At 70.1% G+C, this 15,109-nt stretch carries 19 protein-coding genes; 15 read left to right on the forward strand and 4 right to left on the reverse strand.

Going from position 1 to position 15,109, the window contains the following annotated elements; genetic code table 11:
• The first annotated feature begins 5 nt into the window (after window positions 1–5).
• Complete coding sequence (locus tag OG897_RS02545) at window positions 6–293, forward strand: DUF1416 domain-containing protein (protein WP_266652447.1); 288 nt, start codon at window positions 6–8, stop codon at window positions 291–293.
• Between the two features lie 215 nt (window positions 294–508).
• Window positions 509–808, forward strand: coding sequence for a DUF3099 domain-containing protein (locus tag OG897_RS02550; RefSeq protein WP_266652449.1), 300 nt, complete (start codon window positions 509–511; stop codon window positions 806–808).
• 18 nt (window positions 809–826) lie between these two features.
• On the opposite strand, the gene OG897_RS02555 is transcribed toward OG897_RS02550, so the two are convergent.
• A complete protein-coding gene (locus tag OG897_RS02555) occupies window positions 827–1,189 on the reverse strand; it encodes a DsrE family protein (protein ID WP_266652451.1) in 363 nt (120 codons plus the stop codon).
• Window positions 1,190–1,437: 248 nt separating this feature from the next.
• On the opposite strand from OG897_RS02555, the gene OG897_RS02560 reads away from it, so the two are divergent.
• From OG897_RS02560 to OG897_RS02570, 3 genes are read left to right on the forward strand one after another with little or no spacing between them, the layout of a single operon-like run.
• The gene (locus OG897_RS02560; RefSeq protein WP_266652453.1) at window positions 1,438–2,010 is read left to right on the forward strand and encodes an FABP family protein; all 573 of its coding nucleotides are present in this window, start codon (window positions 1,438–1,440) and stop codon (window positions 2,008–2,010) included.
• 48 nt (window positions 2,011–2,058) lie between these two features.
• On the forward strand, window positions 2,059–2,499 hold the full coding sequence (locus OG897_RS02565; protein ID WP_266652455.1) for a Fur family transcriptional regulator: 441 nt from the start codon (window positions 2,059–2,061) through the stop codon (window positions 2,497–2,499).
• 9 nt (window positions 2,500–2,508) lie between these two features.
• The gene (locus tag OG897_RS02570; RefSeq protein WP_266652457.1) at window positions 2,509–3,516 is read left to right on the forward strand and encodes a folate-binding protein YgfZ; all 1,008 of its coding nucleotides are present in this window, start codon (window positions 2,509–2,511) and stop codon (window positions 3,514–3,516) included.
• An 18-nt stretch (window positions 3,517–3,534) separates the two neighbouring features.
• Here OG897_RS02570 and dtd read toward each other — a convergent pair whose 3' ends face one another.
• Complete coding sequence (gene dtd / locus OG897_RS02575; protein ID WP_266652459.1) at window positions 3,535–3,960, reverse strand: D-aminoacyl-tRNA deacylase; 426 nt, start codon at window positions 3,958–3,960, stop codon at window positions 3,535–3,537.
• Window positions 3,961–4,099: 139 nt separating this feature from the next.
• Between dtd and OG897_RS02580 the strand changes: the two genes are divergently transcribed.
• The 3 genes from OG897_RS02580 (at window position 4,100) to OG897_RS02590 (ending at window position 7,164) form a co-directional block, all read left to right on the forward strand.
• Entirely contained in the window at window positions 4,100–4,723 is a 624-nt protein-coding gene (locus OG897_RS02580) for an ABC transporter substrate-binding protein (protein WP_266652461.1), read from the forward strand.
• 95 nt (window positions 4,724–4,818) lie between these two features.
• Complete coding sequence (locus OG897_RS02585; RefSeq protein ID WP_266652463.1) at window positions 4,819–5,793, forward strand: asparaginase; 975 nt, start codon at window positions 4,819–4,821, stop codon at window positions 5,791–5,793.
• Between the two features lie 24 nt (window positions 5,794–5,817).
• Entirely contained in the window at window positions 5,818–7,164 is a 1,347-nt protein-coding gene (locus OG897_RS02590) for a GNAT family N-acetyltransferase (protein WP_266652465.1), read from the forward strand.
• A gap of 77 nt (window positions 7,165–7,241) precedes the next feature.
• On the opposite strand, the gene OG897_RS02595 is transcribed toward OG897_RS02590, so the two are convergent.
• Window positions 7,242–7,427 (reverse strand): hypothetical protein, encoded by a 186-nt coding sequence (locus tag OG897_RS02595; RefSeq protein WP_266652467.1) that lies wholly within the window; start codon window positions 7,425–7,427, stop codon window positions 7,242–7,244.
• A gap of 37 nt (window positions 7,428–7,464) precedes the next feature.
• On the opposite strand from OG897_RS02595, the gene OG897_RS02600 reads away from it, so the two are divergent.
• On the forward strand, window positions 7,465–7,641 hold the full coding sequence (locus OG897_RS02600) for a hypothetical protein (protein WP_266652469.1): 177 nt from the start codon (window positions 7,465–7,467) through the stop codon (window positions 7,639–7,641).
• Between the two features lie 27 nt (window positions 7,642–7,668).
• Entirely contained in the window at window positions 7,669–8,565 is an 897-nt protein-coding gene (locus OG897_RS02605) for a winged helix-turn-helix domain-containing protein (protein ID WP_266652471.1), read from the forward strand.
• A gap of 74 nt (window positions 8,566–8,639) precedes the next feature.
• On the opposite strand, the gene OG897_RS02610 is transcribed toward OG897_RS02605, so the two are convergent.
• Window positions 8,640–8,831, reverse strand: coding sequence for a hypothetical protein (locus tag OG897_RS02610; protein WP_266652473.1), 192 nt, complete (start codon window positions 8,829–8,831; stop codon window positions 8,640–8,642).
• Between the two features lie 185 nt (window positions 8,832–9,016).
• Here OG897_RS02610 and OG897_RS02615 point away from each other — a divergent pair, with 185 nt between their 5' ends.
• From OG897_RS02615 to OG897_RS02635, 5 genes are all read left to right on the forward strand, one after another.
• Window positions 9,017–9,904: a GntR family transcriptional regulator gene (locus OG897_RS02615; protein WP_266652475.1), complete on the forward strand. Its 888-nt coding sequence runs from the start codon at window positions 9,017–9,019 to the stop codon at window positions 9,902–9,904.
• Window positions 9,904–10,638, forward strand: coding sequence for an HAD family hydrolase (locus OG897_RS02620; RefSeq protein ID WP_266652477.1), 735 nt, complete (start codon window positions 9,904–9,906; stop codon window positions 10,636–10,638). The genes OG897_RS02615 and OG897_RS02620 overlap by 1 nt, the downstream gene beginning before the upstream one ends.
• Before the next feature lie 250 nt (window positions 10,639–10,888).
• The gene (locus OG897_RS02625) at window positions 10,889–11,758 is read left to right on the forward strand and encodes a GntR family transcriptional regulator (RefSeq protein ID WP_266652479.1); all 870 of its coding nucleotides are present in this window, start codon (window positions 10,889–10,891) and stop codon (window positions 11,756–11,758) included.
• A 253-nt stretch (window positions 11,759–12,011) separates the two neighbouring features.
• On the forward strand, window positions 12,012–14,168 hold the full coding sequence (locus tag OG897_RS02630; RefSeq protein ID WP_323187968.1) for an aminoglycoside phosphotransferase family protein: 2,157 nt from the start codon (window positions 12,012–12,014) through the stop codon (window positions 14,166–14,168).
• A gap of 38 nt (window positions 14,169–14,206) precedes the next feature.
• Entirely contained in the window at window positions 14,207–15,100 is an 894-nt protein-coding gene (locus OG897_RS02635; protein ID WP_266652481.1) for a hypothetical protein, read from the forward strand.
• Window positions 15,101–15,109: the final 9 nt, after the last annotated feature.

Raw genomic sequence — 15,109 nt, forward strand, 5'->3', positions numbered from 1 at the left:
CGAACATGTGTGGAGCGAAGGCAGGCGGCCCGGACGCCTCGACGATCAAGCCCGGTGAGACCACCATCCAGGGCAGCGTGACCAAGAACGGCGAGCCGGTCACCGGCTACGTCCGCCTCCTCGACTCGACCGGCGAGTTCACCGCCGAGGTCCCCACCTCGGCCACCGGCCAGTTCCGCTTCTACGCCGCCGAGGGCACCTGGACGCTCCGCGCCCTGGTCCCGGGCGGCACGGCCGACCGCACGGTCGTCGCCCAGCCGGGCGGCCTGGCAGAGGTAGCGATCGCGGTCTGACTCTTCACGCGCCCCTCGCACCGCTCGGCGCCGGGGCGCCTCCCGGGCTTCGGCCCGCTGCGCCGGACTCCGTCCGCCGGACTCCGGCGCAGCGCCGTGGCACGCATACCGGCCGGAGGGCCGCACCCACAGGGGGTTGGACGCCATTACCTGTGACGAAGGGTGCGGCTCTCCGGCCTTGCCGCGTTCCCGGCCCCCGGACGTACTGTGGAGGCATGTACGCGCGACGCCGCCGCGGCTACTTCCTCATGATGGGGACGTGCCTCGTCCTCTTCGTGACGGCGTGCGCGTTCGTGCGGCTGTGGTCGGTGCCCGTCGCGGTCGCGATGTGCGTGGTGGCCGCCGCCATCCCGCCCTTCGCGGCGATGGTCGCGAACCGGAAGGGCCCGGGAGACCGGGAGGGGGTACCCCCTGCTCAAGCGAAGCCGAGAGCTTGGGGGAGGGACGAGACGACCGGGGACCGGCGGTCCGACGACTGGTGGGACGAGCTGGACGGCCGCCACAAGCGGGAGTAGAGCGCCAGTAGTAGAGCGCTAGTAGACGAGGGCCTGCACGCCGTCGGCCATGATCTCGCTGACGAAGACCTGCGCCCCGGCGATCCGCACGCCCTCCAGGACGTCCTTCTCGCCGATGTCGCGGCGCACCGCGCACTGGGTGCACAGGGTGATGGTCCCGGCCGCCTGGACGGACTCGATCAGGTCCGGCAGGGGAGCGGAGTGCGGGAGCTCGAACTCCGCCGCCTTCCCCGGGAGCGCGAACCACGCCGACTCACCCGTCAGCCACAGCGACACCTCCACCCCACTGGCCACCGCCACCGCCGCCACGGTGAACGCCTGCGAGCACCGCTCCGGGGCGTCGGCCCCTGCGGTCACCTTGATCACGAGCTTCTTCGCCATGCGGGCAGCCTAAGGCGACCAACCTCACCGAGAGCGCCCGACCCCGGCGGACTAAGCTGGGGCCCGGCCCGTAACTCACACCTCGCTCATCCCAAGGAGCACCCCGTGCTTGAGGCAGTCTTCTCCGCCCTGCTGGTCCTGGTCTGCGTCGGCGTCCTCGCCTTCGCCGGTCTGACCGTGAAGAAGCTCTACCAGGGCCAGCGCTAACCCGTACCGGTCACCCTCCACACAGATCGCCTGAGCCCCTCATGATCGAGATTCCGTCCGACCTCCACCCGGACCTCGTCCCCCTCGTCTTCCTCCTCGGAAAGTGGACGGGTGCGGGCGTCACCGACTTCCCCGGCCAGGAGAAGGCCAACTTCGGCCAGGAAGTCACCTTCAGCCACGACGGCCGCGACTTCCTGGAGTACGTGTCGCACTCCTGGATCCTCGACGCCGAGGGCGAGAAGGTGAAGCCGCTGGAGACCGAGTCCGGCTTCTGGCGCATCGACAAGGACCGCAAGGTCGAGGTCGTCATGACCCGCGACACCGGCGTCGTCGAGATCTGGTACGGCGAGCTGGCCCAGCAGAAGCCGCAGATCGACCTGGTGACGGACGCCGTGGCGCGGACCGCCGCCTCGGGCCCGTACACCGGCGGGAAGCGCCTGTACGGGTACGTGAAGAGCGACCTGATGTGGGTCGGCGAGAAGGCCACCCCCGAGGTCGAGCTGCGCCCGTACATGTCGGCGCACCTGAAGAAGACCGTCACGCCGGAAGAGGTCGAGGCGATGGCCAAGAACCTCCCCGACCTGCCGGACGACGGCATCGCGTTCTTCCGGTAGAGCACACGACAGGGACGGAAGCTCGCCGCGCTGCCTAGACTGGGTGGCGTGGTGAGCACCGATTGGAAGAGCGACCTGAGGCAGCGCGGCTATCGGCTGACGCCGCAGCGTCAGCTTGTGCTGGAAGCCGTCGACAAGCTGGAGCACGCGACGCCCGACGACCTGCTCGTCGAGGTGCGCAGGACGGCGTCGGGGGTCAACATCTCGACGGTGTACCGGACCCTGGAGCTCCTGGAGGAGCTCGGTCTTGTCAGCCATGCGCACCTGGGGCACGGGGCGCCGACGTACCACCTCGCCGACCGGCACCACCACCTCCATCTGGTGTGCCGGGACTGCTCGGACGTCATCGAGGCGGACGTCGAGGTCGCGGGGGAGTTCATCGCGAAACTGCGCGGCGAGTTCGGGTTCGAGACCGATATGAAACACTTCGCGATCTTTGGCAGGTGCGCGGCCTGTTCGGCGAAGAAGGGCTCGGGAGCCGAGTCGTAGGCTGGGTGCATGCAGTCGAATTCACCGAGTTCACAGGGTTCGCAGAGTTCACCGAGCAGCCCCCTCCTCTCCCTGCCCGGCGCCGTTCCCTCCGAGGGACGCGACGCGGGTGTGGCCGCGCACTACGGCGACCTCTTCCGTGAGCAACGTGCACTCGCGGGCGGAACGGGCTTCGTGGACCTCTCGCACCGGGGAGTCGTCGGCGTCACCGGGTCCGACCGGCTGAGCTGGCTGCATCTGCTGATCACGCAGCACGTGACGGAACTGCCGGCGGGGCAGGCCACCGAGGCGCTGGTGCTGACGGCGAACGGGCACGTCGAGCACGCGCTGTACCTGGTGGACGACGGGGAGACCGTCTGGATCCACGTCGAGCCCGGTACGCAGGGCGAGCTGATCGCGTACCTGGAGAGCATGAAGTTCTTCTACCGGGTCGAGGTCCAGGACCGCACCGACGCGTTCGCGGTGGTGTGGCTGCCCGCCGGGTCCATCGCCGAGGTCCCGGACGGCGTCGTCGTACGGGAGACCGCGTACGGGCGGGACCTGTTCCTGCCGCGCGGCGACCTGGAGAAGTTCGCGGCCGAGCACGGGCCCGCGGCGGGCGTGCTGGCGTACGAGGCGCTGCGCGTCGAGGGGCACCGGCCCCGCCTCGGGTTCGAGACCGACCACCGGACCATCCCGCACGAGCTCGGCTGGATCGGGAGCGCCGTGCACCTCCAGAAGGGGTGCTACCGGGGCCAGGAGACCGTCGCCCGCGTCCAGAACCTGGGGAAGCCGCCGAGGCGGCTCGTCTTCCTGCACCTGGACGGCAGCGAGGTGCTGCTGCCGCCGTCCGGGACGCCCGTCAGGGTGGCCGCCGACGGGCCCGAAGGGCGGCAGGTCGGGTTCGTGACCACGTCCGTACGCCACCACGAGCTCGGGCCGATCGCCCTGGCCCTGGTGAAGCGGAACGTGGCCGTCGACGCCGAGCTGATGGCCGGGGACACGGCGGCGGCTCAGGAGGTCGTCGTAGAGCCGTAGGGAGTTCTCGTACGGCTCTCAGACGTCCAGCAGCACCGTGAACGGGCCGTGGTTCGTCAAGGACACCCGCATGTCCGCGCCGAACCGGCCCGTCTCCACCGTCGCGCCCAGCGCCCGCAGCTGTGTGACGACCTCGTCGACCAGCGGTTCGGCGACCTCGCCGGGAGCCGCCGCGTTCCAGGTGGGGCGGCGGCCCTTGCGGGCGTCCCCGTACAGAGTGAATTGTGAAATCACCAGGAGCGGGGCGTTCACGTCGGAACAGGACTTCTCGCCCTCCAGGATCCGCACCGACCACAGCTTGCGGGCCAGTTGCGCCGCCTGCTGCGGGGTGTCCTCGTGGGTCACTCCCACCAGGACACACAGGCCCTCGCCGACGATCTCCCCGACCGTCTCGCCGCCGACCACGACGCTCGCGCCGTCCACTCTCTGCACCACAGCTCGCATGCCGACCATGATGCCCTGCTCGCAGAAAGCCCCGGTCTGCAAGGGCCATACGGGTGCAGTGTGCCTGCGTGGGAAGCGGCATGAGTGGCACGATGCGTGACAAGGCGGTGCGCCGCACCGTTCGAGGGGACGGACACTCATGAGCATTTCTGGCGCCGGGCAGCCGCCCGGTCCCGTACCGATGCAGACAGCGGAAGCGGCGGCAGCCGCAGGCGGCGTGGGTACGGTGCCGGCGCCCGGCCAGCGCACCGTGCAGGGCGTCCACGACGCGCTCCCGGCGTTTCCACCGAACGACCTCGGCATCCTCGGCCTGCCCGAGCTGCGCGCGCTGCGCCAGGGCGCGCAGCGCGACGAGGCCGACCTGAGTTACGTACGGCGGCTGCTGCACGGCCGCATCGACATCCTGCGCGCCGAGCTGGGGCGGCGGGGCGGGCCCAAGACACCGGTGGTGGAGCGGCTCTCGGAGATCCTCGCGGACAGTCCGTCGAGCCACCGGTCCTCCGCCCGGCACGTCACCCTGTCGACGCCGCGCAGCGAGGAGTACCGGCGGCTGGCCGCCGACATGCTCGCGGAGGTCGAGCTGTCCGACCTCGACGCCCGGACGGACGCAGAGCTGCATGCGGGAATGGGCCGCCTGATCGGCTACGAACAGCAGGTTTCCCGGCAGCGGCAGGCCCTCCAGCGGACCGCGGACGATTGCAGTGCGGAGATCGCCCGCAGGTACCGTGAGGGCGAAGCACAAGTAGACGATCTGCTCCATTGAGGGCGTGACCGGGCGAAACCGCGCGTGAGAGCGCGGCGGACGCCCGGGGGCGGCCGACGGGGGGCGGGTCCCCGTCCGGAAGGCCCTTGTCGACGATGACGACCTCCACCGCCCCCGCCGCCACCTCCGTCATACCCCCGGTTCTCGCCGAAGTCGTCCGATCCGGCTTCGTCGAGGGCCATCACCGGGGTTCGCTGGTGGTGCTCGCGGCCGACGGCAGCGTGGAGCTCGCCCTCGGCGACGTCGCCTCGCCCGTCTTCCCCCGCTCCAGCAACAAGCCGATGCAGGCCGCCGCCGTGCTGCGGGCGGGCCTGGAGCTGTCGGGCGAGCGGCTGGCGCTGGCCGCCGCGAGCCACTCGGGGGAGGGCTTCCAGCTCGATCTCGTACGGAAGATGCTCAGCGAGCACGGGCTGACGGAGGACGACCTCCAGACGCCGCCCGACCTGCCGCTGGACCCCGTCGAGGCGGAGGCGTACCTGGCGGCCGGGCAGGTGCGGGCGCGGGTCACCATGAACTGCTCGGGCAAGCACGCCGCGATGATCGCCGCGTGCGGGCTCAACGGATGGGACACGGGCTCGTACCTGGACCCCGCGCATCCCCTTCAGCGGCTCGTGCTGGAGTGCGTGGAGCGGGCGGCGGGGGAGAAGGTCACCGCCGTCGGCACGGACGGGTGCGGGGCGCCGCTGATGGCGATCAGCCTCGTCGGTCTGGCGCGGGCCTTCCGGTACTTCGTGACCGCCGACGAGGGCAGCCCGGAGCGCCGGGTGGCGGACGCGATGCGGGCACACCCGGAGTACGTGGCGGGGACGCGGCGGCCCGACACGTGGCTGATGCGGGAGGTGCCGGGCGCGCTGTCGAAGATGGGCGCGGAGGCGGTGCAGGCGATGGCGCTGCCGGACGGCAGGGCGCTCGCCTTCAAGATCGACGACGGGGCCGGGCGGGCGCTCGGGCCCGTGCTGGCCAGGGCGCTCGGGCTGCTGGGCGTGGACGGTGACGTGGTGGCCAGGATCGGGGACGCGCCGCTGCTCGGGGGCCCGGTGAAGGTCGGCGAAATCCGCGCGACATTCTGAGCGGGGCGTGCTTAGCGTGGGGGCATGAGTGACCATGCCACCCCCGTTTCCCCCGCTTCCTCCGTTTCCGCCTCCGCTGCTGCCCCTGCTCCCGTACCCGCTGCTGCCGACGCGGACCGGATCGACGTACGCACCCTGACCGAGGCCGACGTCCCTGACTGGGCGCGTGCCAACAACACCGGCTTCCTGACGGCGACTCCGTGCAGCGAGGAGGACCTCGCGCTGCGGCTGTCGCGCCTGGACCTCGGGCGGGCGCGGGGCGCGTTCGACGAGGGGCGGTGCGTGGCCACGTACCGCTCCTTCGAACAGCAGCTCACGGTGCCGGGGGGCGCTTTCGTGCGGGCGGACGCCGTCTCCAGCGTCACCGTCTCGCCGACGCACCGGCGGCGCGGGCTGCTCAGCCGGATGATCCGCGCGGACCTCGCCGAGGCGAAGGAGCGGGGCGACGTGGTGGCGACGCTGATCGCCGCCGAGTACCCGATCTACGGGCGGTACGGCTTCGGGCACGCGACCTCGGTGAACGTGTGGGAGATCGACACGCACCGCACCGGGCTCGACCCGAACTGGTCGCGGCCCGAGTGCGGCGGGCGGATCGACCTCGTCGACGGCGAGGAGATCCGCAAGCTCGGCCCCGAACTGCACGAGCGTTTCCGGGCCGCGCAGGGCGGGGCGATCGACCGCAACGAGGCATGGTGGCAGAACCGCACGGGGCTCACCTCGTACTCCTTCGAGCCGTACACGCCCGCCTTCTTCGTGGTCTACCGGGCACCGGCCGAGCGGGGCGGGCAGGTGGAGGGTCTGGCCGTCTACCGGGCCGACGACAAGTGGGGCGACGGCAAGCAGCCGGTGAACACGGTGAGCGTGAGCACGCTCAACGCCGTCACCCCGGACGCCGAGCGCGCGCTGTGGCACTACCTGTGCTCGATCGACTGGGTGGCGAAGGTGCGGACCGGCTACCGCGCGCAGGACGACCTGCTGCCCGACCTGCTGCCGGACCAGCGTGCGGCGCGCGTGGTGACGTCCGCGGACTGGCTGTGGGTGCGCGTCCTGGACGTCGCGTCGGCTCTGGAGGCCAGGACGTACGAGAGGAGCGGGTCGGTGGTGCTGGAGGTGGCGGACCGGATGGGTCTTGCGGGCGGACGCTTCCGGCTGGAGGTCTCCGAGGCGGGGACCGCGACGTGCGTGCCGACTGCCGAAGAGGCGGAACTCGCTCTGGATGTACGGGAGTTGGGGGCGCTGTATCTGGGCGGCCGGTCGGCGGTGCGGATGGCGGCGCTGGGTGAGGTGTCCGAGGCGGTGGACGGGGCGGCGGCCCGGGTGGACGGGCTGTTCCGGACGGCTCGTCAGCCGTGGTGCCCGGACATCTTCTAGGGGTCTTGGGCGGGACGTGTGGCGGGACGTGTGGCGGGGACCTGTGGTGGGACGTGCGGTGGGACCAGTCGCAGGGCCTAGTTCAGGGCCGACTGGCCGAGCACGGCGAGGGCGACGGCGCCGATGCTGATGCAGGCGGTGTTCTTGGTCTTGACGCCGACGGTCAGGAAGCCGACGGCTGCGACGCCCAGCAGGCCGAACTTCTGCTGGACCATCTCGCCGAGGAAGTAGGCGCCGATGGTGAGGAGTGCGACGACGGGCATGGGGATCACTCCAAGGGGTGGTCGGGATGGTGAGGCCGTGGGAGTGCTGGTCCCGGCACTGGTCGAGGGTGGCGGTGCGCTGGTCGGGCTGCGGCCGGAGAACGGCCAGCTTCCCGAACACCCCGCCACCTTCGCCGAGTTGGTGACCAACTCTTCTGAAGTTGTCCCCATGCACCAAGAACCTTTAACCAGGTTCGCCAACAACTCCCGTTAGATGGCGTGAAGTTGTAGTGTTCTGGTTGTGAGCACAGTCGGCGCCGCCGTGAACGGTCGGAAAAGGTCGCACCGTGATGTGGCCGATGCGCTGCGGGCCCGGATCAGGGCCGGGCAGCTGCGTCCGGGGGACCGCATGCCCACGCAGGCCCAGTTGGCTCAGGAGTACGAGGTGGAACGCGGCGCGGTGCGCCAGGCGCTCCGTATCCTCGCCGAGGAGCGGTTGCTCACGAACGTGACCAAGGGGTCGCCCGCCACGGTCGCGGGCGACGCACCCGCCGCCCTGGCCACCAACGCGGCGGCTCCCCCGCAGCCCACGATGGTGGCGCTGGGCTCCCGCATCACCGAGGCGTTCCAGGCGGACCACGTGGAGATCGACGCGCTCTGTCTGACGGCGGTGTCGCTGACGCTGGGCTTCGGCGAGGCGTTGCGGATGGTGCACGAAGGCCGCATCAGACCCTCCAGGGTGACGGTGCGGGTGCTCCTGCCGAGCCGGGACATCGACCTGGCCTTCCCGACGCCGGTCGCGGACGGCAGCGACGCCCGCCTGCACCACCGCTGGCTCTCGCAGCGCAACGCGCAGGGCCAGGTGCTGCGGCACAACCTGGTCAATCTCCGCCGTACGCACGGCATCGACGTGAAGGTCACCTTCCGGGCGCTCCCCTTCACCCCGCCCGTGAAGCTGTACCTGCTGAACGGCTCCGAGGCTCTCTTCGCGTACTACATGATCACGAAGCAGAAGGAGCAGTTCGACGACCACGAGCCCCTGGAGATGTATGACACGGTGGGCACGCGGTCGATGCTCTTCCCCTTCGACCAGCGGACGGGCGGCCAGCGGGACGGGACCTTCGTGGAGCAGTCGCAGCTGTGGTTCGACGCGATCTGGAACACGATCAGCCAGGACCTCAACCTGGCGGCCAGGTAGCCGTACGCGGTGCACCCGGCCCCCTCGGCAGCCGGCCGCACCTGCCGCCTCCGCTCCTGCCGCCTCTGCTCCCGCTACGGGGCGGCGGGGGCGATCACGGAGACCGTCAGGACGGTCGCGCCGACACTGGCGCAGGCGGGGCTCTTGGCCTTGGCCCCGATGGCGAGCAGTAGCAGGCCGATGGAGCCGGCGGCCCCGTAGCGCCACTCGACGAACTTCTCGAATCCAATGACGAGGACGGCGGAGAGCAGCAGCAGAGCAGGCATGGGGTCCCTCCCTCGGGATGAGCGGTGGAGCGGTTGGCGGGACGAGTGGGGCGGGGAGGCGACGCTGCCTCAGCCAAGTTTGCCAAGTAGCAACCAACTCAATGAAGTTGTCCCCACTTGGTCGCGATCCATAAACAACATGGCGACAACTCCCGTTAGATGGCGCGCAGTTGTAGCGTTGTGTCGTGAGCGACGTGAGCAGTTCAGGGAACGGCAGGAAGCGGACGTACAGGGAAGTCGCCGACACCCTGCGCGACCGCATCCGAAGAGGCGAGATCAAGGCGGGCGAGCCGATGCCGACGCAGGGCAGGCTCGCCGAGGAGTTCTGCGTGGAGCGGGGCACGATCCGGCAGGCCCTGCGCATCCTGCACGGCGAGGGCCTGCTGACGGAGGCGACGCGGGGGGCTCCGGCGAGGGTGGCTTCGAGATCTCCTGTGGTGGCGGAGGGGGACCCGGAGGGCGGGCAGCCGCAGCCGACGGTGAGCGCGCTGGGACCTCGGCTGACGAGGGCGTTCGAGGCGGAGGACGTCACGATCGACACGCTGAGTCTGACGTCGGAGTCGCTGATGCTGGCGATCGCGGAGCCGCTCAGGCTGGTGCACGAGAACCGGGTGAAGCCGACCAGCATCACGGTGCGCATTCTCCTGCCCGCCCGCAGCATCACCCTGGCCTTCCCCAAGGGCGTGGAGCCGAGCGAAGCGGGACTCGTCCATGAACGCTGGCTGCAACAGCGCAACTCCCAGGGCCAGGTCCTCAGGAACAACCTGAGGTCCCTGTCCCGCTCCCACGGCATCGACGTGAGCGTCACCTTCCGGGCCCTCCCCTTCACGCCGCCGCTGAAGCTGTACGTGCTGAACGGCTCGGAGGCCCTGTTCGCGTACTACCGGGTCGCCAGGCGACCCGAGGTGATCGAGGACGTCAACCTGGAGATGTACGACGCGCTGGGCGCGGAGTCGGTGCTCTTCGCCTTCGACTCCGAGACGAGCGGACGCGACCGGGCCTTCGTCGAACAATCCGCAAACTGGTTCGACGCACTCTGGAACACCATCACGTCGGACCTGACACTCTCCTAGTGACCCCAGAAACCACAGACCTCGAACAGGCGGCGCCGGTGATCGAGCGGGCGGCACAGGCGATTACCGGCGCCACCTGCGTACTCTTCGACTTCGACGGCCCGATCTGCGGGCTCTTCGCCGAACACCGCGCGCACGACATCGCGGACCGGCTGATCGCCTGGCTCGCCCGCAGGGGGCACGCCGTGCCGCTGTCCGAGGACGACCGCCAGGACCCGCACGCCGTACTGAGAGCGATCGGCGACAGCCACCCCGCGTCCCGGCTGGTGCGCGAGCTGGAAGCGGCCCTGACCGACGAGGAACTGAGGGCCGCCGCGACGGCGGCCCCGACCCCGTACGTCGACGACCTCATACGTGAATGGTCGGCGCTGGGCATCCCCTTGGCCATCGCGACCAACAACTCCCCCCGCGCGGCGGAGCGTTACGTCCACAGGCGCGGCCTCGCCCCCTGCTTCGACCGCCACATCTACGGCCGGACCGCCGACCTGGACCGCCTCAAGCCGGACCCCGACTGCCTGAACAGGGCACTGTGCGCGCTGAACGCCGACCCCGCCAAGTCCCTGATGATCGGGGACACCCCGTCGGACCTGTACGCGGCCCGGCGCGCGGGAGTCGTCTTCCTGGGTTACGCGAAGGACGCGCGCAGAACGGAAAGGCTGCTGGGAGCGGGCGCAGAGGTGGTGGTGGACTCGTTGGGCGAGGTGCTGGGGCTCATCGGTGGCGCTTCTGGTTGAGCATCAGGAGCCCGACGATCAGGCCGAGCAGAAAGACCTGCCCCTCGCGGAACTGGGCCAGTGAATCGGCCAGCAGCATGAGGAAGTTCATGAGAATCGTCCCTTTCCGGCCGACCTTCGGTCCAATTGGGCTGATCGACCTGACCGGGTTCTTTCCATTCGGGCTGATCGACTAACGCGGGCGGTGCAATTCCCTGTGTTTGAGCGGGAATTGGGTTGGGAAGCGGCCTGCGGAGGGTACGTTCCCCTCGTGACGAGTCCCCCTGGTGCAGACGGCGGCGGTGAGGTGTTCCGCCGGGTCGCGGCGGCGCTGCGGAACGCCATGTCCGACGGCACGTACACCACCGGCTCCCTGCTGCCGACCCAGCGGGAGCTGGCCGAGCGCTTCGAAGTCTCCAAGGACACCATCCGCCGAGTGATGAAGGAGCTCGCCAGCGAGGGCTGGATCGAGGCCCGGCAGGGCAGCGGCACGCGGGTCATCAAGGTGCAGCGGATCCACACGGACGAGGAGGCGGGGCCGGGTCTGTTGCGCACCGTCGTGCGGGAGGCGTTCGGGGCCGAGGACGTCACCCTCGACGTGTTCAGCCTGACGGCGGAGACACTGAGCGGGCACCTGACCGAACAGGTGCAGCGCGTGCGCGAAGGGGAGATCGCGCCGAGGAGCATCACGGTGCGGCTGCTGCTCCCGGACGAGCAGATGACGATGCCGTATCCGAGCCCCAAGGACGGCTCGGGCGACGACCGGCTGGCCGTGCGCATGCACGAACTCAGTTCGCTGCACAGCCAGTTGATCAAGACGAATCTCGAAGGGCTGCGCAGGGAGCGGTTGGTGCCCGAGATGTCGTGGGAGATCAGGAGGGTGCGTCTGACCCCGCACTCCAAGCTCTACCTGTTCAACGGCACGATCGCGCTCCAGGGCTACTACAAGATCGTCGAGCGGCGGATCGAGCTGGCCGACGGCGAGGAGCTGGACACCATCGACGTGCTGGGGCTGCGGGCGGTGCTGTTCCGGTACGTGAAGGACGGGAACCCGAATTCCCAGGGGTCGGTCTTCTTCACGGACTCCCAGGAGTGGTTCGATTCCGTCTGGGACCTCCTGGCCTCCCCGGAGGTCCGCTGAGCCACCGCCGCAGCCCGATGCCGTACGCATGTCGGGCCGTCGGCCGCGTGTGCCTCGTGGAGTGCCTCCCGTTCATCTCAACGACGTACGCACCCGGTGCCAATGGGGTAACCCACCGCGCTCAAACCTCGCGGGGCCACTAATGTGACGCGCCTCTGACAGTCACTGCGCACCTGCTCGGGAGCGGCTTGTGGAACTTTCCGCGACGGTAGTGCTCCGCGCTTCGACCCGGCCGGTCCCCAAACCGAGTGCGGTGCACGTCTATGACGCCTTCGTCGCGGCCGCCATCCGCAACGGCGAGATGACGCGGGGCTTCCACAACCGCAACTTCCTGACGCCCCTGACCGAACCCATGGCCCGGCTGGTGGACCGGAACCCGGGCACCCCCGTCACCGTCCGGCTGCGCGCTCCCGACGCGCTTCCCGTGGTGATCAGGACCTGGCCCGACGAGTCGCAGATCCTCGACGCGCTCACGGGCGTGCTGCCGCACGTGCCGGAGTGCCTGGCCAAGGGCGGTCACTCGGCGGTCCACAGCTATGTGGAGGGCGTCACCCTCGCCAGCATCTGCCAGAACGGCAAGCCGGTCGACTCCCGGCTGATCGAGGCGCTCGCCGGACTGATGTCCCAGATGGGTGAGGTACGCAAGGAGAACCTGCCCGACCTGCCGGCCGACTGGCCCCGGGACGGGCAGAGCCGCAGTTTCCTGCGTCATCTGGCGCTGCTCACCGAGTGCACCGTCCGGCAGGCCAACTGGGCCGAGTTCGGCGGGCTGTTGGCCGCACTGGGCATTCCGGAGCAGGCGATACTGGAATTCGCGAACCGGGTGCCGCCCATGGTGCGCCGTCCGTTCAGCCTGCTCCACACCGACCTCCATCGCGACAACGTGATCGTGTCGTACCACGGTGATCCGCCACTGATCTTCGTCGACTGGGAACTCGCCAGTTACGGCGACCCGTTGCACGAGCTGGCCACCCATCTCGTCCGGATGAAGTACCCGGCGCACCAGTGGGACGAGGTGAAGCAGGCGTGGTTCCGGGCCATGCGCGGGACCCGGCCCGAGGCCGCCAACGGCATGGAGGTGGACCTGCGTCACTACGTCGAATTCGAACGGGCCCAGTCCGTGTATCCGGACGTCATGCGCGCGGCCCGCTCGCTGGGCGTCGACAGGGAACCCGTGGGCCTGCGGGCGGCGGCGGAATCGGTGCGCGGGGCACTCCTCGCCGCGGAGCGGCCGCTGCGGCTGGGCACGCCGCCCGACGTGCCGGAGATCGAGCGCATTCTGTACCGGTGGTACGCGGCGCGGGTGCGCAGGAGCTCCCACCCCGAACAGCAGCCGGTGGCCAACTGCTATCTGAGCAGCAGGGACTTCTCCGAACCCCTGGTGATGGAGGCCCTCGCGGCGGAGGGGGCAGCCCCCTCGCAGTGCGTGTTCAAGGGAACCGGGCACCTCAACACCGTCGTCCGGGTGCGGGAGCGGACGGTGGTCGTACGGCGCAAACTGACCTCGGCGGCCCGCCGGGAAGCCGTCTTCAACGACGAGTCCACGGTGCTGATGGCGCTGGAGGGCATCAAGGCGGTGCGCGCGCCCCGCGTGCTGGCACTCGGCATCAGCGTGCCGTCGGACGCGTTCGCGGTCCATTCCTACGCGGGCCCGGCCGCCCGGCCGCCCGAGCATCCCGTGAACGGGCTCCGCCCGAACGAGGCGGACGACCTGGTGGACCAGCTCGCCGCGCTGACCGGAGTCGATGTGGGCAGGCTGACGCCCTGCGATCCGCCGGGCGGGTTCTACCGCTGGCTGAGCGACCAACTCGTCTTTCTCGTCAGGAGGTTGCCCAAGGAGTCCTTGCGGCTCGCCGGGGTGCTCGGGCTGCCCTCCGCCGACCGGCTCCAGGAGATCCTGGGCAGCCGCAAGGTCACCCGCCGCAGGCCCGTGCTGCTGCACGGCGACCTGAACCCCTGGAACCTGGTCAGGTCCGACCGGCCGGGCCAACTCGTGCTCATCGACTGGGAGATGGCGGTCGTGGGGGATCCGCTCTACGACTTGATGCGCCACCTCCACCTGACACCCCACAGCCAGGAGATCCGGCGCCGGATGCTGAACCGCTGGGTGCGGCTGCTGGGTGCCCAGCACGGCGGATACGTCCAGGACTGGATGCGGGACGCGCACACGTACCGCTGGATCGAGATCGTCCGCTCCGCCTACATCGACCTCGACCGACTGGTCACGGGGGCGAGCCTGGACGCCCCGAACGTGCGGCGGGCCGTCGACTCGTACGCGATGACCCTGCGCGCGGCCACGGCCTCGCTGGGCCTGCCGCACGCACGCGTGATGAACCCGTATCTTGCCCTGGCGCTTCCCCAGGGCGACCATGAGACCCCGCGCATCGACGGGGGGCAACCGATCCACTGAACTGCCTTACTGGGCAGACCAGTTGGAAGGTGGGGTGCGTGTCGGGGGACGGTGGGGGGCGCAGAGGCGCTCCGAGGCCCGGCAGTCTGCGGGCGTACATGGTGAAGGCCGAGTCGGTGGCGGTCCGGGTGGCGCTCCTCGGGGTGGCCGTCGTCGGGGTGGTGGCCCAGTTCTCGAAGCCGGTGGGCGATGCCCTGCGGGACAAGGTGTTCCTCGGCGGAGCCCTGCTCAGCCTGGTCGCCTACGTGCTGTACGACGCGGTCAAGGGGCTGGTGGGGGCGGGGGAGCGGCCCGAGGTGCGGACCCGGGTCAACTCGCGGGAGCTGGGCCCGTACGTGCGGGAGGCGTTCCGGGCCCGCGAGGTCAGTATCCGCTTCATCGGTTACACCGGGGAGACCCTCTTCAACGAGGTCTACCACCGGCTGGAGGCACTGCTGGAGGCCCCTCGGCGAACGCGCAAGGTGACCATCTCCGTTCTGGTGCCGGACTTCAGCGTGGAGATGGCGGTGCCGTCCGAGGTGGGCCCGGACGGCGCGCCGTTGGACGACCGGGAGTTCCGCGAGCGGGTCGCCCGGTCCTGCCAGGACTACGAACAGCAACTCCAGGGCCTGGCGGAGCAGTTCGGCGTCGACGGACGCGTTGAGGCGCGGTTCGAGTACCGCCACTTCCGCAGCATCCCCCGCGACAAGGTCTGCATCCTCAACGGTGACATCGTGCTCCACGGCCTGTACGACGTGACCACCCGCCAGCGTCACCACCAGCTCCGGCGGGAGATCTACGATCCCAAGGGCTTCGACACCAACCTCCACATCCGCTCGCGGAAGGAGGGCACCGCCGAGGCCGAGGAGACCGTCGACCACTGGGTCAAGCACTTCGACGGGCTGTGGCAGCTGGCGAGGCGGGGCGCACCTCCGCTTCCGCCGACCCCGTGAAGGGTCCCG

The organism is Streptomyces sp. NBC_00237, from assembly GCF_026342435.1.
In the GTDB taxonomy this organism is placed as follows: Bacteria; Actinomycetota; Actinomycetes; order Streptomycetales; family Streptomycetaceae; genus Streptomyces.